Source organism: Enterococcus sp. DIV0240d, assembly GCF_051711245.1.
GTDB classification, from domain to species: Bacteria; Bacillota; Bacilli; order Lactobacillales; family Enterococcaceae; genus Enterococcus_D; species Enterococcus_D casseliflavus.
In genome coordinates this window covers 1,921,329-1,945,926 of record NZ_JBIOMG010000001.1, presented here as the reverse complement: position 1 = coordinate 1,945,926, position 24,598 = coordinate 1,921,329, and the positions used below count along the sequence as shown (strand labels likewise).

At 41.0% G+C, this 24,598-nt stretch carries 28 protein-coding genes and 1 pseudogene; 19 read left to right on the top strand and 10 right to left on the bottom strand.

The window, feature by feature from the left end; all coding sequences use genetic code 11:
• Positions 1–130 precede the first annotated feature (130 nt).
• The 5 genes from IGJ25_RS09120 (at position 131) to IGJ25_RS09100 (ending at position 4,526) form a co-directional block, all read left to right on the top strand.
• Positions 131–466 (top strand): hypothetical protein, encoded by a 336-nt coding sequence (locus tag IGJ25_RS09120; protein WP_225000844.1) that lies wholly within the window; start codon positions 131–133, stop codon positions 464–466.
• Positions 467–495: 29 nt separating this feature from the next.
• A complete protein-coding gene (locus tag IGJ25_RS09115; RefSeq protein ID WP_225000843.1) occupies positions 496–768 on the top strand; it encodes a hypothetical protein in 273 nt (90 codons plus the stop codon).
• Positions 769–852: 84 nt separating this feature from the next.
• Positions 853–1,521 (top strand): hypothetical protein, encoded by a 669-nt coding sequence (locus IGJ25_RS09110; protein WP_225000842.1) that lies wholly within the window; start codon positions 853–855, stop codon positions 1,519–1,521.
• A gap of 15 nt (positions 1,522–1,536) precedes the next feature.
• A complete protein-coding gene (locus IGJ25_RS09105) occupies positions 1,537–2,385 on the top strand; it encodes a sce7725 family protein (RefSeq protein ID WP_225000841.1) in 849 nt (282 codons plus the stop codon).
• Positions 2,386–4,115: 1,730 nt separating this feature from the next.
• Positions 4,116–4,526: a hypothetical protein gene (locus IGJ25_RS09100; RefSeq protein WP_081116307.1), complete on the top strand. Its 411-nt coding sequence runs from the start codon at positions 4,116–4,118 to the stop codon at positions 4,524–4,526.
• Positions 4,527–4,685: 159 nt separating this feature from the next.
• On the opposite strand, the gene IGJ25_RS09095 is transcribed toward IGJ25_RS09100, so the two are convergent.
• The gene (locus IGJ25_RS09095; protein ID WP_081116306.1) at positions 4,686–5,072 is read right to left on the bottom strand and encodes a hypothetical protein; all 387 of its coding nucleotides are present in this window, start codon (positions 5,070–5,072) and stop codon (positions 4,686–4,688) included.
• 213 nt (positions 5,073–5,285) lie between these two features.
• On the opposite strand from IGJ25_RS09095, the gene IGJ25_RS09090 reads away from it, so the two are divergent.
• The 4 genes from IGJ25_RS09090 (at position 5,286) to IGJ25_RS09075 (ending at position 6,702) form a co-directional block, all read left to right on the top strand.
• Positions 5,286–5,654: a hypothetical protein gene (locus tag IGJ25_RS09090; RefSeq protein ID WP_034868585.1), complete on the top strand. Its 369-nt coding sequence runs from the start codon at positions 5,286–5,288 to the stop codon at positions 5,652–5,654.
• Between the two features lie 36 nt (positions 5,655–5,690).
• On the top strand, positions 5,691–5,969 hold the full coding sequence (locus IGJ25_RS09085; protein ID WP_438779254.1) for a hypothetical protein: 279 nt from the start codon (positions 5,691–5,693) through the stop codon (positions 5,967–5,969).
• A complete protein-coding gene (locus IGJ25_RS09080) occupies positions 5,966–6,253 on the top strand; it encodes a hypothetical protein (protein ID WP_005226077.1) in 288 nt (95 codons plus the stop codon). Before IGJ25_RS09085 ends, IGJ25_RS09080 begins: the two co-directional genes overlap by 4 nt.
• A gap of 95 nt (positions 6,254–6,348) precedes the next feature.
• Complete coding sequence (locus IGJ25_RS09075; RefSeq protein ID WP_081116305.1) at positions 6,349–6,702, top strand: DUF2200 domain-containing protein; 354 nt, start codon at positions 6,349–6,351, stop codon at positions 6,700–6,702.
• A 315-nt stretch (positions 6,703–7,017) separates the two neighbouring features.
• On the opposite strand, the gene rsgA is transcribed toward IGJ25_RS09075, so the two are convergent.
• Positions 7,018–7,959, bottom strand: a complete 942-nt coding sequence (rsgA, locus tag IGJ25_RS09070) for a ribosome small subunit-dependent GTPase A (RefSeq protein ID WP_016609344.1) — start codon at positions 7,957–7,959, stop codon at positions 7,018–7,020.
• 152 nt (positions 7,960–8,111) lie between these two features.
• Positions 8,112–9,475, bottom strand: a pseudogene (gene mgtE / locus IGJ25_RS09065) (magnesium transporter).
• A 408-nt stretch (positions 9,476–9,883) separates the two neighbouring features.
• Here mgtE and IGJ25_RS09060 point away from each other — a divergent pair.
• A complete protein-coding gene (locus tag IGJ25_RS09060) occupies positions 9,884–10,870 on the top strand; it encodes a DNA/RNA non-specific endonuclease (protein WP_074933894.1) in 987 nt (328 codons plus the stop codon).
• A 34-nt stretch (positions 10,871–10,904) separates the two neighbouring features.
• On the opposite strand, the gene IGJ25_RS09055 is transcribed toward IGJ25_RS09060, so the two are convergent.
• Positions 10,905–11,183: a LexA family protein gene (locus IGJ25_RS09055; protein WP_225000835.1), complete on the bottom strand. Its 279-nt coding sequence runs from the start codon at positions 11,181–11,183 to the stop codon at positions 10,905–10,907.
• Positions 11,184–11,523: 340 nt separating this feature from the next.
• On the opposite strand from IGJ25_RS09055, the gene IGJ25_RS09050 reads away from it, so the two are divergent.
• On the top strand, positions 11,524–12,009 hold the full coding sequence (locus IGJ25_RS09050; protein WP_005226071.1) for an AmiS/UreI family transporter: 486 nt from the start codon (positions 11,524–11,526) through the stop codon (positions 12,007–12,009).
• 35 nt (positions 12,010–12,044) lie between these two features.
• Here IGJ25_RS09050 and IGJ25_RS09045 read toward each other — a convergent pair whose 3' ends face one another.
• Positions 12,045–13,295 (bottom strand): glycosyltransferase, encoded by a 1,251-nt coding sequence (locus IGJ25_RS09045; RefSeq protein ID WP_438779253.1) that lies wholly within the window; start codon positions 13,293–13,295, stop codon positions 12,045–12,047.
• A 162-nt stretch (positions 13,296–13,457) separates the two neighbouring features.
• Between IGJ25_RS09045 and IGJ25_RS09040 the strand changes: the two genes are divergently transcribed.
• From IGJ25_RS09040 to IGJ25_RS09030, 3 genes are all read left to right on the top strand, one after another.
• The gene (locus tag IGJ25_RS09040) at positions 13,458–13,850 is read left to right on the top strand and encodes a hypothetical protein (protein WP_081117175.1); all 393 of its coding nucleotides are present in this window, start codon (positions 13,458–13,460) and stop codon (positions 13,848–13,850) included.
• A 61-nt stretch (positions 13,851–13,911) separates the two neighbouring features.
• Positions 13,912–14,451 (top strand): sigma-70 family RNA polymerase sigma factor, encoded by a 540-nt coding sequence (locus IGJ25_RS09035; RefSeq protein WP_051095336.1) that lies wholly within the window; start codon positions 13,912–13,914, stop codon positions 14,449–14,451.
• On the top strand, positions 14,441–15,235 hold the full coding sequence (locus IGJ25_RS09030; protein WP_081117174.1) for a hypothetical protein: 795 nt from the start codon (positions 14,441–14,443) through the stop codon (positions 15,233–15,235). Before IGJ25_RS09035 ends, IGJ25_RS09030 begins: the two co-directional genes overlap by 11 nt.
• A 717-nt stretch (positions 15,236–15,952) precedes the next feature.
• Here IGJ25_RS09030 and IGJ25_RS09025 read toward each other — a convergent pair.
• A complete protein-coding gene (locus IGJ25_RS09025) occupies positions 15,953–17,278 on the bottom strand; it encodes a dihydrolipoyl dehydrogenase family protein (protein ID WP_081117172.1) in 1,326 nt (441 codons plus the stop codon).
• 183 nt (positions 17,279–17,461) lie between these two features.
• On the opposite strand from IGJ25_RS09025, the gene IGJ25_RS09020 reads away from it, so the two are divergent.
• Positions 17,462–17,650, top strand: a complete 189-nt coding sequence (locus tag IGJ25_RS09020; RefSeq protein ID WP_005226063.1) for a hypothetical protein — start codon at positions 17,462–17,464, stop codon at positions 17,648–17,650.
• A 62-nt stretch (positions 17,651–17,712) separates the two neighbouring features.
• Here IGJ25_RS09020 and IGJ25_RS09015 read toward each other — a convergent pair whose 3' ends face one another.
• The 3 genes from IGJ25_RS09015 to IGJ25_RS09005 all read right to left on the bottom strand — a co-directional run bounded on the left by IGJ25_RS09015 (position 17,713) and on the right by IGJ25_RS09005 (position 20,252).
• Positions 17,713–18,690, bottom strand: a complete 978-nt coding sequence (locus IGJ25_RS09015; RefSeq protein WP_081117171.1) for a Gfo/Idh/MocA family protein — start codon at positions 18,688–18,690, stop codon at positions 17,713–17,715.
• A 23-nt stretch (positions 18,691–18,713) separates the two neighbouring features.
• The gene (locus IGJ25_RS09010) at positions 18,714–19,112 is read right to left on the bottom strand and encodes a heme-binding protein (RefSeq protein ID WP_080542651.1); all 399 of its coding nucleotides are present in this window, start codon (positions 19,110–19,112) and stop codon (positions 18,714–18,716) included.
• 114 nt (positions 19,113–19,226) lie between these two features.
• Positions 19,227–20,252, bottom strand: a complete 1,026-nt coding sequence (locus IGJ25_RS09005; RefSeq protein ID WP_005226060.1) for a Gfo/Idh/MocA family oxidoreductase — start codon at positions 20,250–20,252, stop codon at positions 19,227–19,229.
• Positions 20,253–20,456: 204 nt separating this feature from the next.
• Here IGJ25_RS09005 and IGJ25_RS09000 point away from each other — a divergent pair, with 204 nt between their 5' ends.
• The 4 genes from IGJ25_RS09000 (at position 20,457) to IGJ25_RS08985 (ending at position 23,347) form a co-directional block, all read left to right on the top strand.
• Positions 20,457–21,350: a MurR/RpiR family transcriptional regulator gene (locus IGJ25_RS09000; RefSeq protein ID WP_225000832.1), complete on the top strand. Its 894-nt coding sequence runs from the start codon at positions 20,457–20,459 to the stop codon at positions 21,348–21,350.
• Positions 21,347–22,333 (top strand): Gfo/Idh/MocA family protein, encoded by a 987-nt coding sequence (locus tag IGJ25_RS08995; protein WP_081117167.1) that lies wholly within the window; start codon positions 21,347–21,349, stop codon positions 22,331–22,333. Before IGJ25_RS09000 ends, IGJ25_RS08995 begins: the two co-directional genes overlap by 4 nt.
• A gap of 135 nt (positions 22,334–22,468) precedes the next feature.
• Positions 22,469–22,693: a hypothetical protein gene (locus tag IGJ25_RS08990; RefSeq protein WP_005226057.1), complete on the top strand. Its 225-nt coding sequence runs from the start codon at positions 22,469–22,471 to the stop codon at positions 22,691–22,693.
• A gap of 177 nt (positions 22,694–22,870) precedes the next feature.
• Positions 22,871–23,347 (top strand): GNAT family N-acetyltransferase, encoded by a 477-nt coding sequence (locus IGJ25_RS08985; RefSeq protein ID WP_081117166.1) that lies wholly within the window; start codon positions 22,871–22,873, stop codon positions 23,345–23,347.
• A 71-nt stretch (positions 23,348–23,418) separates the two neighbouring features.
• Here IGJ25_RS08985 and IGJ25_RS08980 read toward each other — a convergent pair whose 3' ends face one another.
• Complete coding sequence (locus tag IGJ25_RS08980; RefSeq protein ID WP_081117165.1) at positions 23,419–24,462, bottom strand: AI-2E family transporter; 1,044 nt, start codon at positions 24,460–24,462, stop codon at positions 23,419–23,421.
• Positions 24,463–24,598 lie beyond the last annotated feature (136 nt).

Below are 24,598 nucleotides of genomic sequence, written 5' to 3'. Positions count from 1 at the left end.
TAGCTAAAGGGAAAAGAGTGTGGGCTGTGTGCTGCACTCTTTTTTTGATCATAATTATATTATGTAAACAAGAAGATGTTTGTCTAAATTTGAAAAGTTCTGTAAAATAGACGCCAAAAGGAGGGATATCATGAACAAATGGCGGTACTTCTACTATCCTTGCCAATTCGGCTGGCACGCAGCACTTCGTAGGCACAGTTTGTTGATGAGTGGTGTATTGGCGATTCTTCTAATGATTATCGCCAACTTTGCAGAGAATTGGCTAGTGTTTTTTCATCAATGGCTACAATATGAAACAAATAGCAGTGAGAATCAGATGGATCTCACGTATGCCAGTTGGCTTTTCTTTTTGCAGTTGCTACGCTTCGTACTAGGCGTTCTAACTATAGGCTTGATCGCCGCCTTTTTATGGCACTGCAATCACATGTATCGTTTTCATTTGATGGGGAGGAGCAGCAATCCCTGAATATTCGGTTGTTGTTAGGACAGTCTCCGTTGTTGGTCACCTTAGAAGAACTTTTCTTTGTAGGCATTCAAAGCATTGTTATTAGTTTGATAGGGCTTGTCAGCGGTTTGTGGCTTAGTCAAAAAGCACTGCAGGATTTTTTCCATTTCTTTCATCTTCCCGCAGGCTTTACTTTTGAATTTCCCTTCAAAGGTCTATTAATCACGCAACTTGGTGTGCTCTTGCTGCTTTTTTTGTTACGATTCCGCGGTACAAAGAGGACGGTTGAAGAGATTCTTGTTAACCGATGCCCGAATGGGTGAAGGAATAGGCTGCCTTTATTTCCCTCTTTCAAAATGCGAACATATGTTTTATAATAGGTGAAACAAGACAAAGGTCGTGAAATTGTGAAGACATCCTTAACTTTAGAAATGGAAGAGGCACTTTATTATTATTGTCGTGAAAACAGTGATATTGTGGTAGAAGAGGTCGTCATGCCAGACGATCACGGCATCGTGGATACCTTAAGTTGTCGCTTGACGGCAGAAAACACCTTTGAATGGCGTTGCTACGAACTCAAAGTCAGTTTGGCAGATTTTCGCTCAAAAGCAAAACTATCTTTTATTGGGAATTATAATTATTTTGTCTTACCCAAGGCATTATATGAGAAAGTTAAAGATCAGATTGGGTCAACGATTGGTGTTTTGGTCTATCATGCGTTTCTTGAAAAAGAAACGGGCAGCAAAGGGTATTTCAGTGTCGAAAAGAAGCCCCAAAGGCAAGAGCTGCAGGTTCCAGAAAATGCCTTATTGTTTCGGTTGATTTCGGCACAAGCGCGAGAAGTCGGCAAAGCAAAACAGACTGCTCGAGGATTGCGGGTATTTTCAACAGAACGTTTGTACCAAGAACTGAAGAAACGTCAGCCTGAGTATGACTTGTTCGGTGGTGGAGTCAATTACTATGATCGATTTATTGAAGATACTCAGCTGCAAGCGATTGAAGCCTTGAAAGAAGAATTGGCCGCTACGAGATCAGCCTATGAAGCGCTGGAAAAACGTTTTTTATCAGGCGAGTAAGAAGGAGAGAAGAAGATGTACTTCCCGTATATTCGTGGAAAACAATTTGATTTATTGGCGTTGAAAGCACTGTTGGAACAAGATTGTTTGTCAGACGCGATCCAGCCGATCATTGAACCAGTCAAGCAATCAAAAACGTTTTGGACGACCATTGACCTGTTTCAAAGGAAGCAGCATCCTTTTTATCTGGTTCGCAATCCACAGGCAGGGGCTTTTCTGACGGCAGAGGGGTTAGCAGAGTTGCAAAATGTTACTGCCCCTAAAGCAATGATCGTAGATCGGCCCATTGAGACAGTGGAAGAAAAGCCTGATCTTTGGATCATTCATCAAGCGGACCAAGCACTCGCTAGTGATTGGCGGGAAAATACGCTGCCGGTACTGGTAAGCAAAGAGTTTCGTTTGTTAAATAAAATCAACGGCCCGAAACTACTGATGGAAGATCCGTTTACCCGTTTACCTAAAAATAGTTTTTATACAGAATGTCCAGACGAAGGATTTTCAAAAACCCATCATCTTTATCATAAATTGGGCTATGCGGGATTTAGTGATTTTTCTGTCGATAGCAAAATTTATTATGAGCACAGTTATCCCTCAAAATGGTTGGTTTTGCATTGGATCTATCCGACAGCAGAGCAAGACTTGCGAATCGTTCACTTATTTTCTGAGGAAGAATTACCAAGTCAGAAAGAAAAGTTTTTCGAAGTCATGGAAGCTTTGTTACAGCATGAGGAAGAGTATCCTACGCAAACAGCTGGGCTGCAGCTATTAGTTGCTGCCTATCAGCAAAGGTCGTTCCCAGGTATGGGCGTTATTCGGAAAGCTGCCGTTATGAATCACTTGGAACTCGTCAGTCGTCTTATTTAGTCGCTATACGCATACGATTGTAGGCTCTAACAAAATACTGCCATTTATTGTACAAAACACCTTGATTGCACCCATTTTTTTCAGGATAGTGATAGAATCAGGGAAAAGGAGTTGGCGCTCGTGGGAACAAAAGATAGAGAATATTATCGAAATGAAGGAAAAGAATTTGAAAAAAATAAGAAAAACCTGCTTATTCGACGTTTAAATCAACTAATCGTTGTCTTGGTCATTTTGATCATTGTCTTTTCGGCGATCCTGTATTACATAGTTTGAAACTTTTGTTGCCGTCATTGCTTTATTGGCAGCAATAAAACGAAAATTGTACTTAGATGACTGTGAACCCTTGGTTAGGACTCGCCATGGGAATCTGATCCGATTAGGTGAAAACTGAACGCAACTTCATTTTTCTTGTTTATCGTTGCTGGTTTGCCTGTGATCAAGATTCCCATTAGGCTATTAGTTAGCACAAATTTGCTGGGTTAAGTACGAATCATTACTGATAAGATCGTGAACAACGATTACTTGACTGATTCATTGAGTTTGGCCAGCATCTGCAAACCAAAGCTTGAATTCAAAGAATCAAGGATCAACAAAATCAAATACAGATAAAGGTACAGATATAATTTGCCAGTTGATTTTCTTATCAGTTGTAGAACAAACAAAATCTAAAACTATCGCTCAAATGACCATTTTTTTTGGATTATGCTGCCAATTAGGTGAATTTGAAGAAAATAATCCTAAATAAGAGGGAGGAGAGCCGTAAAATTATCCGCTAAATACGGTGTTCGAAAAATTTTATATTTTAGTTTACATAATATATATTATACAAAGTTGTATTCGAAAAAGAGTTCGTGATATTTTAGACAGTTCAAGTCAATTTTGCATCATTTTACCTCCCTCCGAATGACTTTTATCAGGAAATTGTCACTAATTCATCTAAATTTCAACTAAAGCTAAGAATTTCTTATTTTACAAGTTTCTTCAGATTCTTTTTTATGATTTACTGATCAACAGATTGTTAACGGTCTTGTAGCAAGTTACATACGGATTCGTCTTTTTTATCTCAGCAAATACAGATTCAAACTATCAGCCTTGATTCACGAACCAATCGGTTTGATTGTATGCTATAATCATTTTGAAAATCTTTGAGCTTTTACCTAGAACTTTATTCATATAGCCAATCCGTTTCAAAATTCTGACACAAGTAGTTAGACGTTGCAAATGCCAACAAATATCTACTACATGATTCGATAAAAAAGAACCCTAAAATCATGTAGATAACTTAGGGTATTTCGTTATTTAATATAATTGTAATGTTCATAGGTCGCCATAAACGTCCATATTTTGCTAAAAAAGTCTGAATAAAGCGCCGTTGATCATTCCTTGGAATACTAGAACCATGGCAAGTAAAATCAAACCAGCAGCTACCCATAAGTTTATTTTTCCTTTTCGTCGACTGCTGAACGGGTTTTGCTTCAAGTTGCCACTCGTCAGGATGAAATACATAATCATGCTGAATGATATGAGCAAAATAATTTCTATCCCTATACCTAACCATAATCGCTGATTGTTTATTATTGTCATTTTATCACCTCAACTCATTTTACCATTAATGAGTTGCAGACTACTGATTTGCCTAGTTTGCAGCTTGTTTTTTCCATTTGTGTAATTAACACCCGATAAAAGCAATTCCATCCGTATAAGCTGACAATTCTAAAAGGAGAATACAAATGAAAAAGAAGAAGCAATTAAAGCTAGTCTTTTTACCAAAAATCTGGGCGTCACTCCTCTACTTGCTTTTCGTGTTCACAGCCCTCTTCCTCTACTTATCAAAGTACTTGGACATTTCTTTCTTTACTTCGATGTATCCTGACTTTTATTTTCATATCTCCAATTTTTCGATTAGTTTGATTATTGGCTTACTGGGGTACTTTTGGCTTCTCGTAGGTGCGCCATTTAAAGCCGTCACGCTATTGCCCCTGCTCTTACTCATTGCCAATCTATTGAGCGAGACTGTCTTGGGCTTTATGAACACCCCTGATCGAATCGATTTACTTTTTGGGATTGCAGGAACGCTCGTCGCATATTTTACTTTGGCAATGATCAAAAGATACGGTTTAGTCAAGAATCAATCGGTTTGATTCAAACAGTCGTGACTTCTCCTTATATGATCCCTTTGCTACTTAGGTCCAACCCAATTTTTGGGAAAAGAAACATCTTGCTGCAGTGATTTAGCCGAAAAAAAGCACTCAATAAAGGGAGTGCTTTTTTTCGTTTCCATTGGCGATACTTTCGTATGACTAGTCACTTGGTAGCCAATACAATGGACTTAGCTGTAGATTTTCCCAATACGGGTTGTGAAACCCTATCAAATAGTGCATAGCTAAATACCCGAAAATCATAAAGCCAAATGACAAAGTCACGATCCGTCCCCACCGTGGTATTTCTTTGATAAATAGACCTAGCATACATATCAATAAGGGGAACGAATAATTAAACAGTAAATCACTTCTAATATTTTGGTTCCGAGGATCCTTCATTATTTTGTCATTTAAGCCCCAACTTATGCCGATGATCACAAACATAAGCGCCAGAATAGTCAATCGTTTGCGATCAAAAAGCCACTGTTCTTTATCTTTCCTACTTGCAAAGTAGATCGTAAGCAGGACCACAATTAATCCAGACATACTATTCTCCTTTTTCGCCAGCTATTTTCTAAAACGTTCATGATTCCTTCAGGATAAATTATAACATATATAGTATAAAAAAACGATACCCGCCACTATCCCCTTGTTTGATGCACTTTTTAGATGTTTCATAGAAGAATCAGAAATTTAAAAATCTGTTCGCTTTACAAAAGAGAACGTATGTTTGTATTATATAGATAAGAGGTGATTGCTATGGGTATGCTGCAACCATATGAAGATCGGAAAAAGCTAAAGTGGCAAGGATTCTTTTTATCTGAGCATACAACTGAAATTGAAGAAGAGCCGACACGCACGTTTGATTGTCCGCCTAAGCCGTCACTCACAACGGAAGAAATCAATCAATGCTTATTCGAAGCGATGAAAAAGAACGTAACTGTGGCGATCCAACGAGAAGAAGTCAATGAAGAAGGCGGCTATCCCCCAGATATTGTCGGAAAAATCAGCGGATACGACACATTGGGCATTTATTTGACGGGAGAAACCATAGAAAAAATCCATTATGATGAGATTCGTCATGTTGCTTTTTATGAAGAGAAAAAATGGTTTGATCTCAACGAATGATCCGCTTTTTACTACTTACTAAAGGAGGAATACCTGATGCAAACACAAAAAGGCGCTGTCTCAAAAATAAGGATCATCTCCTTTGCCCCCTCCCCTTTGGTCCGCTTTACACTAGGCACCACCAACTGTTTGATTGCGAAGCACAGTTTGAATTTTTTAGGGGATGTTGATGAGGGCATGTTTCTAACTGTGGGTGGCTATTGGAATAAGCGCCACCAATTCGTGGTGCAAAAGTATACGGTGTACGGCAAAACAAAAATCATATTGGATATCGATGCTTATCGACAAAAAACAGTAAAGGCGGGTTCACTATGAGAGCAAGAGACCTCTTGACAGCACTGACAACGTCGTCGAGTGCAGCAGATTACCAAGGAATTTATTTAACTTACAAAGAAAACCTGATTCCTTTTACGACGATCGCACAAGATAGTCATAACCAATTGATTTTATTTTTCGAACCCAAAAAGCCTGCTCTGACTCTGAAAGAATTATATACACAGCTAATGCTGCATAAGAATTTGGACTTGCTCTATTGGGATGGCGAGTCACGACAAAAGGTATTGGGGTTTCGTGAACAAGAAGAAAAAATCATCCTTTAGTCCCCTCGCCTATTTTGGCACACAACAAACGTTGAAAATCTCGGCAAAAAGAAAAAAATGAAGTATACTTTGTGTAAAGACTAAAGGAGTTTATCATGAAAAATCAAAAGATTACCCAAATGAGTTTTGCGAAAGTCTATCCTCTGTATATTGCCAAAGCAGAACGGAAAAATCGGACAAAAGAAGAAGTAGATCAGATTATTACCTGGCTGACTGGGTATGACCAAGAAACACTCCAACAGATGGCTGATGATGTTTCTTTTGGACGCTTTTTTAAGCAAGCCCCTCAGCTCAATCCTGCACGAAAACAGATTACTGGTGTGATTTGCGGGATTCGGGTAGAAGAGATCGAAGAGCCAATAGTTCAAGAAATTCGTTACCTAGATAAACTGATCGATGAATTGGCGAAAGGAAAAGCCATGACGAAAATTCTGCGCTCTGCTGAATGAGGCGTTTTTTTCGAGTTGCTATTTAAGAATCAACGCTTTATACTAGAAATACCTTGGCAGGGGCAAATCATTGCTCAAAACACAGTGGGACAACACCCCGCTGTGTTTTTTTATCCTGCTTTTCTTGACGACAGCTTGTAACCAGGCAGGCGATCTTAGTTTAGTTCAACCACTTAGCATGTAGTGCCCTTTGAAATTGGCCGCCTTTTCATGAAAACACAAGAACATTGGCTGCGGCTCTCCTCTTCTTTACTCAACAAGGCGCTCTTGACACGTACAAAAAAGCACTCCTCTTATAGAAAGGAGTGCTAACTATTACTTTTTCATTTCTTTGATCTGTTCTTTTCGTTTCAAATACGCCAGCTCTTTTTCCATTTTGCGATAGCGAGCGAAGGCTGCTTCTGAAAGCTCACCGGCAGCAATAGCTGCTTTTACCGCACATTTCGGTTCTGTTTCATGCTGACAGTCTCTGAAGAAACAACCTTCAGCATATTGATTGATCGCTTCAAAGGATTGCTCGATCGAAGCTGACCGAACGGTACTGATGCCAACTTCCCGCATGCCAGGAGTATCGATGATCATTGCGCCAGAGGGCAGTGTGAACAACTGGCGACTCGTCGTCGTGTGTCGTCCTCGACTATCCTCTCGTATGTCATTGGTTTTTTGAACGGCTTGTTCCATGAGCTGATTTAATAAGCTGGACTTCCCGACGCCTGACGAACCGATAAATGCACTGATTTTTCCGTCTGAAAAGTAGGCTTCTGTCAGCAATTCGTTCGGTTCATAAATAGAAGTAGCGAATGCTTTCACACCAAAAGCATCGTTTAATGCTTGCAGCAGCTCTGCTTTTTCATCAGCTGTGACTTGATCGGCTTTGGTCAAGAGAATCACTGGGTTAGCGCCACTGTCCCAAGCGATCGTGACAAAGCGCTCTAACCGAGCGAAATTAAATTCTTCATTGGCACTAGTAGCAATAAAAACCGTGTCGATGTTCGCAGCGATCCCTTGTTCATCCGTCCGATTTCCGGCTACTTTTCGTTGTAAAAAACTCTTTCGTGGGAGCAAAGCATCAATCAAGAAATGATCTTGATCATACACCTGCCCTTGGACAAAATCACCAACAATAGGATAATCCTTTGGCGCTCGTGCCTGTTGACGAAATTTTCCTGAAACGGTTGCTAAACATTCTTCTCCTGTAGTCAGGCGGACTTTTGCGATATCCTTAGCCTGAAAAACCACGATTCCTTGTTTTTCCATGATTTCCCTCCAGTTAATTAGGAGGCCGCACTTAAAAAGAGAAACCTCCGAGTTGATGTTGCTTCATTTGATTTGTCATAGGACATTTCCCCTTTCTATGTTGTGCTCATCATGTGATGTCGCTTTATTATACCACTGGAACGGACAGTATGCTAAAGCAAATGACCCAAAAGAACATTTACTGAAACGAAGTAGATAAACAAGCCAGCAATATCTTTGATCGAGGTGATGATCGGTGCCGAGCCGGCTGCTTGGTCGATGTTTAGTTTAATAAGTACAAACGGGACTAAAAAGCCAAGTGCTGCGGCTAAAGTCATAGCAAAAACTAATGAAATCCCAACAGCGACCCCTAACATCGGGATCCCTTGCCAAAGTGAAGCAGCGGTTCCTGAGATGATCCCGACGATCAAGCCTAGACTCAAACCGATCCAAACTTCTTTAAAGAAATGTCTGGTGAAGGTTGAAAGATCAATATGCCCTAACGACATCCCCCGAACAAATACAGTAGAGGATTGTGTACCAACGTTTCCACCCATATCCATGATCAAAGGAATAAAAATCGCAACGGCTGCCACCGACTCTAACGTTTGTTCAAATTCATCAATGACGACCCAGCTAAAAGTCCAGCCACTAAAGTGATCACTAAGAATGGCAAGCGGACTTTCCAGATTTGCCACAGGCTGCCATTGATCAAAACATTACTACGGTCTGCTTCGTTGGAGGCGACATCGACCAAGCCAGCGGCATTAAACATGTCTTCCGTTGTTTCCAACTCGATGACATCGATCGCGTCATCGACGGTAATGATCCCAACGATTCTTGATTCCTTGTCTACGACTGGCAGCGCAATGATATCTAGTTCATTTAGCAAACGGGCTGCTTCTTCTTGGTCGGTGTCAGTGGTCACATAAATAACTTTTTGGGACATGATCTCACTGATGCGTTGATCCCCTTGTGCCATTAAGAGATCTTTCAGCGACAAAACACCTTCTAACGTTTTCGTTTGATCAGTAACATAAAGCGTATAGATTGTTTCTTTTTCTTTGGCTTGCATTCGCACTTTTTCCAATGCTTGATTGACTGTCATATCTTTTTTCAATGTAATGAATTCCGGTGTCATCAAGCGACCCGCAGTTTCAGCTTCATACCCTAGTAAGAGGTTTGTTGCAGCTCGTTCATCAGGCGCCAACGATTGTAAAAGTTTTTGTGTTACGGTCGCTGGCAACTCATCTAAAAGCCGTACACGAACATCTGGCGCCATCTCATTCACAAATTCGGTTGCTCGTTCATCGGTGAAAGAGCGTAATAAGTGTTGTTGGGTAGCTGGTGTCAAATCTTCAAACAGGATAAGGGCTTTGTCTTTCGGTAACAGTCGGAAAACGATCACTTTTTCATCCGCGGATAAGTTGCTGAATAATTGTAATAGCGGCAGCTCTTCCATTCCTGATACGAGTTCTTTTAACTTTTCAGAGTCTTTCTTATTTAAATAATGTAAGATGGTTTCTTGCTGGTTCATGGGATACACTCCTTCTCCTATAATTTTGGTCAAAGAAAGAAAGGCAATCGTTCAGAAAATTGTCCAGTATTCTTTCGTTTGAACGTTGTCTGCTAGACAGCTGAAAGTTTGTTCCGCAGCTGGAGATGACTGTTATTAAAACAAGCATCAAAGGGATAGAGCAGCAACTTTATTCATTATATCACATAGTTTTTTTAAAATATGAAAAATATCACTCGCAAACGAAAAATTCTTTTAAAGGACGTCGCTTGTAAAGAAAATTGACTGAAGTTTATCAAGAACAAAAGGCAAAAGAAGCTAGCAGACGCTGTAAAACATCCCCCGCAAATGGTATGATAAACTAGTTGTGATTTTTTTACTCACCGTTTATTCTAAACCTATATCAATGAAAAGAGAGGCAATAAAGAGATGGCAAAGAAAAAAACATTGATTGGATCGGTCACTGCGCTTCTCGCACTCGCAGCAGTTGGCTTTGGTTTCCTACAAAACAATGACCTATTTCCAAAGCAGGAAACGCAACAATCAGAGGTAAGCACCCCTTCTGCTAAAGATATTCGCGCAGACGAATTGGCACAGCTAACCTACCAAGGCACCCAAACAATTGAAGTCAATCAAAACATCCCTGAGTTTTCAGAAGACGACCTTTCACTTGAAAATGGTGCCTGGGAAGCATACGGCGACCTTGACCACCTCAATCGAGCGACTTCGGCTGAAGCAATGTTGAATCAATCCTTAATGCCTACGGAAAAACGTGGCGATATCTCCAGCGTGAAACCGACAGGCTGGCGTAATAAACAGCTCCCCAATGGGAAATATTTATATAATCGGACGCATTTGATTGGGTTTGCTTTAGCTGGCGAAAATGCAAACTGGAAGAATTTGATCACGGGAACTAGTCAATTGAACAATCCAGAGATGTTGCGCTTAGAAATGGATATCAACTACTATCTCAAGCAAGACAAAAACCATTATGTTCGATATTCTGTCACTCCAATCTATCGTGATGACGAGCTGGTTGCCCGTGGGGTACAGATGCAAGCCCAATCTATTGGCGACGATACGATCCAATTCAACTATTATATCTTCAACATCCAAGATAGCGTCACGATCAACTATGCGGATGGCAGCAGCGAGATTTCAAACGAAGATATGACGCAACAGGAGAATGCTACAAGTAGTGAGAACAACACGACAACAGCCACTTCTCAAAACAGTGAAACAGAGGAGAAACAGAAAGAATATGTTGATCAACAAGGAAATGGTTTGATCAAAGGATCAAGAAGCGGCATCTATCATTTGCCAGGATCTAAATACTATGATGATACGACGAATCCGAAAGAATGGTTCAAAACGATCGCTGAAGCGGAAGCCGCTGGCTACCGTGCACCAAAATAAAAAAGCCTCTAGGCTTTTTTATTTTGGTGTTAAGTTATTCTTCATTGCCATGCGTTAGTTTTTCGTCTGCTAAAAGTGCTTGTCGCAACGCTTTGACATAGGCCTTCCCTTCGTCTGTAAAACGAACCGAACGTGACTTAAAGCGATAAGCTCGGTAAATTAGGCCTCTTTTTTCGAGACGCAGCAAATGACGATAAACCAAAGAGGTCGTTTTTATTTCTTCATTGGCACAGATTTCTCGTATGGTAGGTGCGCAACCTTGAGCTTGCATATATTCGTCAATGAAAAGTAAGATTCGATCTTTTCTAGGCATAAGTCCTCCTTTCCGCAAAACAGTCTTCACTGCTGCAAATTCGTAAAAACCGATAAACTGCTACCTGGTCTGCTTTTTGTCCGATCAATACACTGAAAATCTATTGATCTGTCTCTTTTCCCCTTCTTCCAACGAGTAAAAGATCTTTTTATACGCTGAAATTTTCCCCTTAACGAGAAAAGCATCGGCTAGCAGCGCTCTTTGGTATTGATTTTATCAAATTTAGCAGCAAAATATAGCAAATTTCAAAATTATTTTCCTTTTTATTGACATAAAAATAAATAGAGCTATTATTTTTTCTTAGAATTTGTTATTCTAAATTTAAGTAAAGGAGGATTTTATGTTAGGGATCGGTTTATTTTTTGTAGGAATTACTTTGATAATCAACGGCTGGGGCAGCTTACTTCACATTGACTACCGCTCACTTGCTTTGATCAATCTTTTTACAGGTACGTTATCTTTTATTATCAATCTAATCTATATGCTTCAAGGCGCTTATTATGAAGCAGGCACTGGCTTTCTCTTTGCCTTCACGTATTTGTTGGTAGGGATCATTTACCTTTTTGATTTAGATCTACGTATTTATGGGATTTTCGCACTATTCGTAGCCATCAATACCTTACCTTTTGCTTGGGTCTCTTGGCAATGGGAGCAAGATCCCCTCTTTGCATTGATTTGGTTAACATGGGGAGCGTTATGGTTTTGCGGCTTTTTGGATACGATCGTGAAGGTAAACTTTGGTCGTAAGATTCATTATTTTGCGATCGCTTGTGGTATCTTCACTACGTGGGTCCCAGGCTTGCTGATGCTAGTAGATCTCTATTAAAAAAGAGTGATTATCTCAATGATAATCGCTCTTTTTTAATAGGAAAATTTAGAAAAATTGTTTTTTTCTAAAAAGTGTTCAATCTCCTGCATCGCTTTCTGAGGACCATTTGTCGGGAAATCCTTCTTTAACTGATAGGCTTGTTGGCAAATCTTCGGAGCTCCAACCTCAGTCAGGGCAGCTTCCAGCTTTTTCTCAGTTAATGGTTTTGTCAGCGCGATTGCATTGCCATACGCCACGCAGTACTGCATATTGCAGCATTGCTCATAGTGCATCCCAATTCCGATAAACGGCTTCCCAGATGCACAAGCTGTTTGAACAGTCCCTTCCCCACCATGGATAAAAGAAAAATCGATATGCTCATGCAATAGATGACTTGGCAGATATTCGGTCAAGAACAGATTCTCTGAGTCGTTGTGTTTCCCCTTGAGTAGATGTGTAACCGGAGCAATGATCGCTAGTTCCGAACGGTTTCGCAAGAAAGCTAAGATTTTTCGCACCATGCGCGGATTCCCCGAACTGCCCATCGTAAAATAAACGATTCGTTTTCTTTCCCGCCGCTTTTGTTGAATAAAAGTCAACACTTCGTCTGGTAAAGAAGACCCGAGCTTCGCAAAAATCGGCCCAACGATTTGATAATTTTCTGGCAGCTGCTCTTTCGTTAAAAATAAATCAGGAGTGGTGATGAGATTTAAATCAGCGTCCATCATTCGTAAGCTCGTTTCAGGCATAAAAAGTTTTTCTGTTTGAGCAGCGTGTTTGAATGCTCGGGGCATCCAGCGGGATTTTACCAATTGTTTTCTTATCCAATACCAAAGTGGTTTCCTTAGCGGTCCGAAGAAACGCAAACTAGAAGGGATAAATGCGCTATCTGATCGAAAAAAGGGATCGCTCATCGCATAGGGTTTTACGTAGACTAAGGGAATCTGTTTGCTGCGAGCAGATAGAAAGATCGTGACATTCGATCCAGTTACAATGACCTGAGGAGCAAGTTTATCGATCAGCTTTTGTTCGCTCAGAATACGCGCGGCAACCATCTCTTTGGTGAAGGGATTTTTTATTGAGCGTAGTTGATCTAATTTTATGATCTGTTCCTCTTGTTTTTCTGTCAGATTCGGCGTCAGCAAATGGTACGTAAAGCCACTTTCAGTGATAAGTGAAGCAAAGGTTTTTGAAAAACCAAAGAACTCGCAGTGGTGATTTCCTTGCATTTGTTTAGCGACTTCGATCATCCTTGTCGTTTCAGCCAAGTTGAATACCGCAGGCGCAAAAAGAATCGTTGGCATGAAATCCTCCTTATGTATCGAGTCCATCCACTCGTTTCTTTCAAGTATTCTAAAAGTAGGCACATGTAGGAGAAGTTTTTTTGCAGATCTTCTCGTTCATCTTTTTACATTATTTAATTAAAAATTTGCTATAATAAAGAAAACCTTTCAAGGAGTAAACCAATGCGAAAAAAAATATCTTCCTTGCGGCTTAGTACATTATCAAGCGGGCTCATTCTCTTTGCTTTCTTTTTCTTGATTCAACAATTTTGGGAAATGGTTGTTTCTGACTTTGCACTTTTGCCTTCGCTGGCATTCATCCAAATTCTCTTGATGATCCTTTCAACCTTTCTCATTAGCAAGTTTGTTAAAAAACGCTCGTGGCGGCAAGTGCTTTTTGGCAGCTACCTATTCATCATCGGCTCGCTATTTTCTTTCTGGCTAGCAAATAATCCATTGGAGCTGCAAGCAGTCATTCTTTATATGATAGGCGCTTTTTTTGGCGGCATTCTTTTGGAATATTTGGCCCAGCGCTTGGCAACAGATCTTCTGGCCAAAGAACATGAACCTCGTTAACAGAGGTTTTTTTCTTTTTCTGATAGAAAAGGCAAACATTCTTCGTATATAGTGTGAAGGGGTGAAGAAGGTGCAGGATGAAGAAATCATTGAACGAATCAAAAAGAAAGACTATGCCGGCTTAGAAGAACTGTTAGCTGTTTATGGTGATAGCATGCTGAGGACGATTCATAGTGTCCTCTCCCAACCGCATGAAGTGAGCGAGCGCCAAGATGTAGCGAACGAAGTTTTTTACGAGGTTTGGCAAAAGATTGCTGCGTACCAACCAGAAAGAAGCCGCTTGATTACTTGGCTGCTTTTGATCAGTCGTAGTCGTGCGATTGACCACAAGCGGAAATTGAACAAGCGCTCACTGGAAGAAAAACCTGTTGATGAGCAGGAACTAGCTATTGAAGAATCACCTTTGACAAAGGAAACCTTTTTGGGCTTTATTGAAGACCTTGAAGCCCTCGATCAAAGGATTTTTCTGCTCTACTATTTTTACCAAGAGTCACCCGAAACCATCGCAGAGCAGACGGACTTAAATGTCTCAGCGATCTACAATCGTCTTTCCCGTGGCCGCAAACGCTTAAAAGAAAGGATGACTATCGATGGATTTTAAACAGTTAGTCTTAAATGAAAACAATTCACTGACAAAAATATCTGAACAAGTAAAAGCAACAACTTTCGAGCTGTCCAAACAATATGTTTTCTTGCAAGATCTATTAGAGGAGCTTCAGACGCTTTTAGCAAAAGACGAAACGATTCTTGGCTATCTGCCTTTGACGCCAGATGGAAACCTCGCCTTCGCCAATCAAGGACTTGGCGCCTATGCCTATGCAACAACCGAGAAAGCAAAAGCATACCGGGACATCTTTCATGATACCCGCGGCAATCGTTTGTTAGTTTTCACAGAAACCCGCATGCTTTTTCTGGTCATCATCGACTATTTAGAAAGTAACACCTATTTCAGTTACCCCTATGAGACCATCAAGGCGTTCACGATCAAGCCAAGAAAGCTGATGAAGCACGAATCACCAGAGGATAAAGAACAATTCCATTGGGGCTATTTCGACTTTCAGGCAGGGACGCACATTTTCTCAGAAGTACTGACGAAAAAAGACTACGAATTATTTACGTCCTATCATGAATCGATCCCTGCACTCAAGAAAATTCCGATTCAAAACAAAGTTTACCGAGCAGCGAAATATCAGTATTTCCTGAGTAATTGGCATTTCAGTTTTCGCTTGATGACCGCTTTCAACCTGCTTTTTCTGCTGCTGTTTGTATTAATGATTCTCGGATTTTTCTTACACATTGGTCCACTAAAAGGATTTTATTATAAGGATCTGTTGGACATAGGTATGGTCATTTCCCTTTTTTATAGTAAGAACATCTTGCCATAAAAAAGGACTGCTGCTCCTTCCTAGGCATTTCTTTTATATCAATTGAATAAAGCACCAGATTTTCTAAAAAAGAGTACCCCTTGCAGGATTCAAGTCAAAATGAATGCTGCAAGAGGTATTTTTTGTCTCGGACTATTGGGATATTCCTAACCGTTCGTTTTTTCATTTCCTTTTGAAATTCTCAGATTTCTTGTGAACTTTTCAGAAGACTCCACTCATAATTTCATACATGCCTAATGGGATTATTTTTTCCTTCACGCTTGCTTTTTAGGAAGAAACGTTATGATGATTTTACTTGCTAGGAGGTGTGAAAAATCGAACTTATCGGACATTTGGTCTTTTGGATCCCGTTTTGTCTTTTTCTAGTGATTGGATCGTTTTTCATACAATGGCGGAAACGTTTCGTTTCAACCCTTATTGCAGCGATCCCGTTTCTCTTTTTTATGGTAAAAATATTCAATTATCGGCACTATGAGCCAGATTCTGTTTTCATCATCTATTTGGTCGGACTCTTCTTGTCAGCGATCTTACTGATTGCAGCTGTCCGCCGACTGTCAAAAAAAGCCTAAACCTAGGGTTACTAGAAAACAAAGACATTGCCTAAATGAAACCCAGCCTAACTTTAAGGTTCATTTAAGGTTCACGGACTATAGTCAATACGGACATAATAATTTAGAGCCTGTGCTAGCGGAAACTAGCGCAGGCTTGTTTGATTATTTATAGAAAATAGGACAAATCGCTAGCAGGTGTTGGGTAGGCAAAAATCATTTGGGCCAGCGCTTCTTTCGATAGCTGATTCTCCAACACAAAAACGAAGTGGTTGATCAACTCATCGGCCAATGCAGAAACAATCGTGACCGCAACGATGGTATCAGATGTGTCATAAACCAATTTGATTTTTGCATCTTGATCATTGATTCGTCGATAGGTATACCAAGAAGAAAGATCCATCACCTCGCTATGATACTCTGAGGCATTATCGGCAATCTCTTGCTCACTGATCCCGATTCTTGCTAGTTTTTCCGCACCAAAAACCAGCGTAGGGATCAGCGGATAGCGGATGGGTGTTTTCTGGTCATCTATATGATCGACAAGATAGGCGGCTTCAAAGCTGGCAACAGGCGTCAGTTTGGGCTGCTTTTTCGCTAGCACATCCCCAATTGCATAGATGTTTCTTTGACTAGTCTGCAAAAACTCATTTACTACGATCCCTTGTTTTGACGTTTCTACCCCTGCCTTTTCCAGTTGCAGCTGATCGCTATTGGGTCTGCGTCCCGTGGCACCAATCACTGCTTCTACGGTGAGAGACAATGCTTGTGTCTGGATCGTATAGTGGTTTTGTTCTTTCGTGATTCGCCGCGTGTTCTGATTAAAGTGGAACGAAACGCCTTGGTCCTGCATTGAACGAACCATTTCTGCGGTCAATTCAGCATCAAATCCTTTTAGCGGCTGGTCATTATGATGGATCACATGAACTTCAGCACCTGCTGCTTGAGCGATCATCGCCAATTCGAAGGTAATATACCCAGCACCTATGAAAGCAATCGTTGCTGGCATCTTTTCAAAGGAAAGAAAATCAGTACTGCTTTGTAAATGCTCCTTGCCGACGATGGGCAGTACGGCTGGACGCTGTCCTGTCGCAATAATTATTTTTTCTGCTTGAATCTCTTCTGCGTCCACGACGACCGTATGGGCATCACGAAAAGCGGCTTGTCCGTAGTAAGTAGTGATCCCTTCTGCTATTAACCCTTGTTTGGTTGACTCTGGCACCCGATCGGTATACGAGCGCTTAAACGCCATCAGTGCCGGCCAATCAATGGCTACCTGCCCTTGAACACCATTGCCTTGCATACGTTTCGCCTCTGTTTTGACTTCTACGCCTCGCATCAGTAGTTTTTTTGGATCGCACCCGCGATTGGGGCAAGTGCCACCCCATAAATCGGCTTCAACGATCGCCACTGTCTTACCTTTGGCTTTTAACCCATAGGCAGCAGCCGTTCCAGCTGGACCCGCTCCGATAATCAGTACATCCACCTTTTTCATCTGTCTCCTCCTTCTCCTAAAAAAATATTCCTGCGCTTTCTCTTCCCTTCAAGTATAGCGAATCACGGCCAGTCGACAAAACAATTCGCCTTTAGCGGCTCCTGCGAAAGATCACATTCAGCCCTTGAAGTTGCATTTGATGTGGTATACTTTTCTTGTCAGTTTAACGACAAAGGAGAATGAATGACTGTGAGTTTTAAACGTTTTTTTCAGCTCTTTCTTTTTTATTTTCTCTCGATTCTGGTGGCATATGGGCTGATTGCATTTCTAGCAGTAGATAACTTTTGGCTGGTGGTCTGTTTGATGACGATTGTCGGCTACCTCACCTTGGGTATCCCACTAACCTTATTGAGTTTAAAGAAGAAAAAATAAGACAACAGACAAAGACTCCAGCAACTTTTCTAAGAAGCTGGTGTCTTTCCTCATTGATGCGATTATCCTAATACGATCTGGGCATCTGCCAATGCTTTTTCCACGACTTCCATCACCAGCTTGCTATGGGCAAGACGTTCCTTGACAAAGGCCTGATCATTTTCGTGAATGGCTTGTGCAAAACGGACAAATTCTTCAAACATACGATGTCCGTGAACGCTGCGATCCTGATGGCTTTTTGCCCCATGGACCGGTTCAACGTCATAGCTGGCAAGCATATTCGTCGGCCCATTGACGATGATCGATCCTTTCGTCCCTTGGATCGTTGAACGAATCGTCGCTGTCGAATCTTTGGTGCCGATACAAACGACTTTTGTTTGTTCATAGTCTAAAAACAGCATGCCAGAAGTATCGATCCCCTGTTCGACATTAGCAAAATAGCGGACACTTTTTGGTTTTCCTAAAAGCCCGACGACAAAATGAATATTATAGATATTGATATCCATCAATGCCCCACCACCCATTTTCGGGTTAAATGCAGGTAAAACGGTTCCCTCTTTGAATAAATCATAACGAGAAGAATACTGCGAATAGTTGCATTCAATCACTTTCAGCTCTCCCAATGTTTCAAGCTGCGCTTTTATTCCTTGATAGTTGGCTAAGTACTGATTTGTGATGGCTTCGATCAAAAGCACCTTGTGGGCAGCAGCCAATTCTGCTAATTCTACTAATTCTCGTGTCTGCAACGTAAATGGCTTTTCACAAATGACGTGTTTGCCAGCGAGGATTGCTTCTTTGGCAAAGGAATAATGCAAATGATTGGGCAGTGCGACATACACGGTGTCAACGGATGGATCCGCCAAACATGCCCCTAACTCTGTGTAGACGGTTTGAATCTTGTATTGCTGTTTTAAGTGATTCATTTTTTCTAAATCATTTTCTGTCCCAAAAATAGCGGACAGTTCAAGTTGTGGGACATCCCCTGCCACCGTTAAAAAATCATGGACGATCATGCCTGCCCCTAAAATCGCTAAGTTCATCTTGCTTCCCCTTTTCTATCTTCTTAAATCATTTGTTTCAATACTTCGGTGATCACTTTATGATCCTCTAAATGAGCCAAACCTGACACACAGATAGCACCAGTGACTTTTCTGTCTTCGATAATTGGAAAACCACCACCACAAATTGCATAATGTTCGTCTTGTGCCCATTTAGCAAATTGTATATCTCTATCTTTTTGCGCATAGACGTACAGTGAACTATGCCCGCTTTCTAGTACCGTTCGTTCTTTTCTTTCAAGCCAAGGGCTCTCTTTTCGCCCTGCCATTAAAAATCGAATGATCGGCAAGCCCTGATGAACAACTTTGATCCCTACCGGCTTCGGATAGTTCCTTTTAACGTACTGATCGATGGCAATAACCAACCGCAATGCGAGGTCATTGTCAAAATGAGCAAACTGCAGCTGCTGTTCTTCTTGCAGGATTTCTGAAGGTTCGATTCGGATCTACTCCTTTACGTTGAGTCAGTTGATGCCTTCAGGCGCTTTGTTTGTCAAAAGCCCCATAATCACCCTGCATTATGACTCAGTAATCACTTGATTGATGCCTGTTTCTAGCATTTCGATTTGTAAAATCGTTTCTTCGTCTTTCACGATTTTCTCTTTGCCATGGATGATCGTTTCATAGACGCCCTCATACACACGGCTATAATCACCAATTTCAGAGATGACTTTTTCTTCATGGTAGTTCCCGTTAGCATCCATATAAGTTAGTGTGCCATAGTGCTCTGGCAAATCGATCCCAAAATCGGCATGATCTGGGAGATAAAACTGTTTTAGATGCTCTTCTTGTCGATCCTTGGTTTGTTTTACAAAAACGCCGTTTTCGCCATAAACGACAAAACTAGGCCGCTCTTTTAATCGGAAGTAACTAGATTTGACTGAGACTTTCATTCGACCATAAAACAGATCCAAATCGAAGTAATCATTCATGCGATTTTTTCCAAGCAATTGCCGAACCTCATAATGGACATCGTCTGGCTGTCCAAAATAGGAGATCACTTGGTCCAGTGTATGACAAGCGTGTCCGTACAAGTAGCTAGTATTCAATGAAAATTCGGTCACTGACCGTGGAATCTCTGGACGAAAATAATCATAATGCATCTCTACTTCTAAGAGATCTCCGAGCACGCCGCTTTCGATCACTTTTTGCGTGGTCAAAAAATCGGAATCAAAGCGGCGATTTTGATAGCATTGCACAAACAAGCCTTTCTCTTGCGCCAGTGCGAACAATTCCTTTGCTTGTGCCGAAGTTTCCGTAAAAGGTTTTTCGATCAAGACATTTTTCCCATGGAGCAAGACATCCTTGCCTAATTCATAATGCAAATGACTGGGGGTCGTGACCACAACTAATTGAATTTCAGGATCACGGTAGATATCCTCTAAGTCAGAGGTGTAATGAACGCCTTCTAGTGTTGGCCAGGTCAGCTTGCCGCTTGGTGAATAGATCGTCTTTACTTTGATCTTATCCTGTAGCTTGGTTGAAAAAGGCAGATGGTAGCGATTGGTGCTTTTTCCGTTTCCGAGATATGCGATAGTTAACATTGTGACGCCTCCTATGAATTGATAGCTTGATTATTGCTGATATCCTTCGAAATGAGAAGTCTTTTGCCAAAAACAGGTTCTTTTGACCAGACTTTTTCGCACACTGCTCAGTGGTTCTGAACATTTTTACCAAATTGCCAAAAAGGTACAGTTTTTGCTTTTGGTTTTCTTTGTCCTAGGCTATGATTAGAAAGAGGTGGTTTGATGTTATTAAGAGATAAATTACGGCTTCAAGAAGGATTGACCAATACGGAGAAACGGATTGCCGATTATATTTTGCAAAATATCAATGATGTGCCTTTGTTGACGATTGAAGTCATCGCTAAGCATACATACACATCCCACTCTTCCGTCATTCGTCTAGCCAAAAAGATGGGGTATGAAGGATTTAAAAGTTTTCGCTTAGGTCTGGCTGAAATTGCCCATAATCAGATGTTCAACCCAACCTTTGTTGACGCGAATTTTCCCTTTTCGCCTAAGGATCAAACACCTGACATTTTGAAAAAAATGGCCGATCTAACGATCAACTCGATCCACAAAACCCATGCTCAGGTCGCTCCAGAAATGATGGAAGCAGTGGTGCAATCGTTGGAAGCTGCGCAACGGATTTTCTTATTTGCTCGCGGCGATTCTCAGATCCGGGCAAGAAGTTTTCAAAACAAGTTGGTCAAAATCAATAAGTATCTGATCGTTGCTGATGAATATGGGGATGATGCGTGGAATGCATCGAACGTCACGCAAAATGATTGTGCCGTGTTTATTACCTACCGTGGGAAAAATACGCAATACGAAAAAATCATGCAGCACTTTCGTGATGTCGGGGTACCAGTGATCGTGATTTCTGGAAACGCTCATGCGAAAATCATCCCATTAGCGACCCATGCGATCATCGCTTCTCATGATGAACGTGATTTTCTCAAAGTCGGCACCTTTTCTTCACAGGTCGCCTTTGAGTATATTTTAGATTCACTGTTTGCATTGCTGTATGCCAAAGAATACCAAAAAAATATTGTCGAGTTAAGAAAAAAACAAACTGTTTTGGAATCAGGGATTCTCTCAGAATACCCGTCAACTGAAGAAAAGAGGGAAATAAAATGATCAATTGGGGAATTATTGGTGCCGGAAATATCGCCAATCGCTTTGCTGCTAGTTTAGAAAATTTTCAAGACGCCCAGCTTTATGGGGTTGCTTGTCGTACGATGGAAAAAGCGCAAGCGTTTCAAGCAAAATTTCCGTGTGACGCCGTCTTTGATGACTACCAAAACCTATTAGATGATCCAACTATCGATGTCGTTTATATTGCTTTGCCGCATTTGTATCACTATGAATGGATCATCAGAGCCTTTCAAGCGAAAAAAGCTGTTTTATGTGAAAAACCAGCAACCTTGACTGCACAAGAAATGCGCGATGTACAAAAACAAGCCCAAGCACACGAAGTCTTCTTTATGGAAGCCATGAAGCCACGCTTCACCCCAGCGTATCGCAAACTAAAAGAACTTGTGGATGGTGGTCATATCGGTGAGCTAACAAGTGTCACGACTACTTTTCGCCGCCATTTACCAGTCGAAGGCAGTTCTTACCATTATCTGCCAAAACAAGGGGGTGCTTTACTGGATATGGGGATCTATAACTTAGCCTTTATCCAAGATTTTTCACCAGAAAATTTAACTGCCGAAATGATCGATTACAGCCTGTATGAAACTGGGGTTGATACCTATGTTGAAGCACGCTTTGTCAGTGAAGACTTTGTTGCAGTGATTGAGACTGGATTTGACCAAACAAAAGAGACGGTGGCGGAGTTACAAGGAACAAAAGGGAAAATCACGATCCCCAACTTCCATCGCCCCGCTTCTTTTACCGTGACGATTGACCAAGAAGACACGGTCTATGATATTGGGTACGAGATCGATGATTTCCATTCGGAGATTCAAGCAGTTCATACCGCTCTTGCACAAGGACAACTCGAAAATCCCCTGATGTCCTTAACGGATAGTATTGCCTGTATCGCTTTAGCTGATGAACTAAGAAGCTTACTAGATGCGGAAAAAAAGACAATTAAGATCATGCCCCATCGTTTTTGAATAGAACTGACCAGTGGTTGCCACTCGGTCAGTTTTTTTGTCAAAAATTGAGCGCTTTCTTTGACGCTATTGAAATGGTTATATTATATTTATTGAGTATATTTTTATACAAATAAAAAAGAAAGGAAAACGCTTATGACTCCAGAAATTATAACGTACCTTATTTGTTTATTGACCTTCGCTTATCTAGCTGTGACGGTTTTTACTTTTGTAAAAAATCGTCGGACAGGTGACGGCTATCGCCTCCGTATTTTTTACGTGTTGGCAGCAGCACTCGTCTTTTTGCTTTCCGTTTATGCAATCGCTACCGGTCAAACCTATGACGACTTAGTGACATCGATAAATGATCTTTTTCAATAAAACAACGACGGCACGAACCCCTGCGGATCTCTTCGTTTGTGAACCTGTGGTTGAGGGAAGGATCAAAACAGAAACGAGCCAATGAAAGACTGCTAATCGATGGCTTTTCCATCAGGATCTGCTAAGCCGAATCAATGTCTTTCAATAAATGATGTCTGATTTTTTATGGAGGTGTGCATGCTCATTCAGCTTAAAGAAGCGAAGCTTTCCGATCTGCTTTCAATCTACTTGATACAAAAAGCGGCCTTCAAACCACTCTTTCTCCGTTATCAAGACAAAGAAACTTCTCCCTATTTACAAAGTTTCGAGAAGCTAAACGCAAAGTTTTCTGCGTCGAATACCACTTATTATTTAATCATGACCGCTCAGAAAACCGTGGGCTTTGTAAAACTGACGGTTGAGCAGGAACATACGACGAAGCTATCTTCCATCGCCCTTCTTCCCTCCTACGAGAACCGCGGGATTGGTAGACAAGCAATGACCTTGATTGAAAGGCTCGTTCAAACAGATACGTTACGTTTGAATACGATCCTGCAAGAACCTAAGCTGGTTCACTTTTATCACTCGTTAGGGTATTCAGCAACAGGGATGTTTCAAAGCCCCTCTTCAGCAATCTGCTTTGTCTCCTTTACGAAAAAAATTGCTGCGAAATAAAAAAGCCATCTCGCCTTTCATCGGCAGAGATGGTTTTTTCTATCAATTGCCATCCTTTATAGCAATCATTTTTATTGGTCCTGCAAGGTGTCATGGGATTTTTTACGCAATCGCGGAATCTCTTTCACATTCATTAAATCTAAAAAGAAAGTGAACAATGGGATCCCGATGATCAAGCCCCACAAGCCAAAGAGATGTTCGCTAAGATACAGGAGAATAAACGTGTAAAACATCGGGATCTCTGTTTTATTAGCCATCAAGCGCGGATTTAAGATATAGGATTCCAACGCATGAACAAACACTATGATCAATAGAATGTAGATCACGTCATTAAATCCGCCGATAGAATAGGCAATAAACGTCAATGGAATACACGAGATGATCACACCAGCAACAGGAATCAAGCTGAGAAAGAAAATCATCAACGCCAAACTCAACAGCTGCGGAAAGCCCATCACCGCTAAGGCGAAAACAGTGATCGCTGTATTGACTAAGGCGATCACCAACTGCGTCTCGATCACATTTCCGAAAGCCCGCGTAAACTTAGCTCCTAAATAGTAAACATCTTCAAAGAACCACGCCCCTCGCCCTTGCAAAAACAGCCGAGAAAACGCAACGGTCTTTTTGTTATCGATCATAAAGAAGAAGCTAAGCAGAAAGGAGATCAGCACAGTCAACGCCAACTCACCGAAATTATACAGATAATTGATCACGACTAGAACGCCGCTTTGTAATTTCTGGATGTATTCGCTGGTCTGCAATAAATTCAAGACATATTCGATCAATTCATTATTGGAGTCTGTCCGTTGGTAGAAATCAGCAACGGAATTGACTAATTGGACGGATTGTTTGATGATGATGGGTACATAATTTGTTGCTACTAAATAAAGAATAAAAACAATCAAGCTGTAGGTCAGGATGCTCGTAAGCTTGATGGGCAGATGGCTTTTTCGATGGAGCAAAAGAACCAGCCGATAAATCAGATACGTAAAGATAAAGGTCAGCAAAAGAATGGTCATCAGACTGCGAAACAAAAAAAGAATGCCCGCAAGCATAAACAGGACAGTCCAGCGCCGCAACACAAGATTTTGAAGAAAAGCATTATAGTATTTCATCTGTAACTCCTTTATTCGTTGCAATGGAGCAACGAAGCATTTCAGTAGTGCCTAAGAATTATCTAATCATTAAACTATGCAAATAGCAAGAGATTTTATTTTTCTTAATCGAGCGAAAAAATGAAACAAAAAATCC

What these genes read in the sequence shown, in the direction of transcription:
- IGJ25_RS09120 (WP_225000844.1), top strand. Translation starts at nt 131, where the DNA reads ATGAACAAATGGCGGTACTTCTACTATCCTTGCCAATTCGGCTGGCAC.
- IGJ25_RS09105 (WP_225000841.1), top strand. Translation starts at nt 1,537, where the DNA reads ATGTACTTCCCGTATATTCGTGGAAAACAATTTGATTTATTGGCGTTG.
- IGJ25_RS09100 (WP_081116307.1), top strand. Translation starts at nt 4,116, where the DNA reads ATGAAAAAGAAGAAGCAATTAAAGCTAGTCTTTTTACCAAAAATCTGG.
- IGJ25_RS09095 (WP_081116306.1), bottom strand. Translation starts at nt 5,072, where the DNA reads ATGTCTGGATTAATTGTGGTCCTGCTTACGATCTACTTTGCAAGTAGG.
- IGJ25_RS09090 (WP_034868585.1), top strand. Translation starts at nt 5,286, where the DNA reads ATGGGTATGCTGCAACCATATGAAGATCGGAAAAAGCTAAAGTGGCAA.
- IGJ25_RS09085 (WP_438779254.1), top strand. Translation starts at nt 5,691, where the DNA reads ATGCAAACACAAAAAGGCGCTGTCTCAAAAATAAGGATCATCTCCTTT.
- IGJ25_RS09080 (WP_005226077.1), top strand. Translation starts at nt 5,966, where the DNA reads ATGAGAGCAAGAGACCTCTTGACAGCACTGACAACGTCGTCGAGTGCA.
- IGJ25_RS09075 (WP_081116305.1), top strand. Translation starts at nt 6,349, where the DNA reads ATGAAAAATCAAAAGATTACCCAAATGAGTTTTGCGAAAGTCTATCCT.
- rsgA (WP_016609344.1), bottom strand. Translation starts at nt 7,959, where the DNA reads ATGGAAAAACAAGGAATCGTGGTTTTTCAGGCTAAGGATATCGCAAAA.
- IGJ25_RS09060 (WP_074933894.1), top strand. Translation starts at nt 9,884, where the DNA reads ATGGCAAAGAAAAAAACATTGATTGGATCGGTCACTGCGCTTCTCGCA.
- IGJ25_RS09055 (WP_225000835.1), bottom strand. Translation starts at nt 11,183, where the DNA reads ATGCCTAGAAAAGATCGAATCTTACTTTTCATTGACGAATATATGCAA.
- IGJ25_RS09050 (WP_005226071.1), top strand. Translation starts at nt 11,524, where the DNA reads ATGTTAGGGATCGGTTTATTTTTTGTAGGAATTACTTTGATAATCAAC.
- IGJ25_RS09045 (WP_438779253.1), bottom strand. Translation starts at nt 13,295, where the DNA reads ATGCCAACGATTCTTTTTGCGCCTGCGGTATTCAACTTGGCTGAAACG.
- IGJ25_RS09040 (WP_081117175.1), top strand. Translation starts at nt 13,458, where the DNA reads ATGCGAAAAAAAATATCTTCCTTGCGGCTTAGTACATTATCAAGCGGG.
- IGJ25_RS09030 (WP_081117174.1), top strand. Translation starts at nt 14,441, where the DNA reads ATGGATTTTAAACAGTTAGTCTTAAATGAAAACAATTCACTGACAAAA.
- IGJ25_RS09025 (WP_081117172.1), bottom strand. Translation starts at nt 17,278, where the DNA reads ATGAAAAAGGTGGATGTACTGATTATCGGAGCGGGTCCAGCTGGAACG.
- IGJ25_RS09020 (WP_005226063.1), top strand. Translation starts at nt 17,462, where the DNA reads ATGACTGTGAGTTTTAAACGTTTTTTTCAGCTCTTTCTTTTTTATTTT.
- IGJ25_RS09015 (WP_081117171.1), bottom strand. Translation starts at nt 18,690, where the DNA reads ATGAACTTAGCGATTTTAGGGGCAGGCATGATCGTCCATGATTTTTTA.
- IGJ25_RS09005 (WP_005226060.1), bottom strand. Translation starts at nt 20,252, where the DNA reads ATGTTAACTATCGCATATCTCGGAAACGGAAAAAGCACCAATCGCTAC.
- IGJ25_RS09000 (WP_225000832.1), top strand. Translation starts at nt 20,457, where the DNA reads ATGTTATTAAGAGATAAATTACGGCTTCAAGAAGGATTGACCAATACG.
- IGJ25_RS08995 (WP_081117167.1), top strand. Translation starts at nt 21,347, where the DNA reads ATGATCAATTGGGGAATTATTGGTGCCGGAAATATCGCCAATCGCTTT.
- IGJ25_RS08990 (WP_005226057.1), top strand. Translation starts at nt 22,469, where the DNA reads ATGACTCCAGAAATTATAACGTACCTTATTTGTTTATTGACCTTCGCT.
- IGJ25_RS08985 (WP_081117166.1), top strand. Translation starts at nt 22,871, where the DNA reads ATGCTCATTCAGCTTAAAGAAGCGAAGCTTTCCGATCTGCTTTCAATC.
- IGJ25_RS08980 (WP_081117165.1), bottom strand. Translation starts at nt 24,462, where the DNA reads ATGAAATACTATAATGCTTTTCTTCAAAATCTTGTGTTGCGGCGCTGG.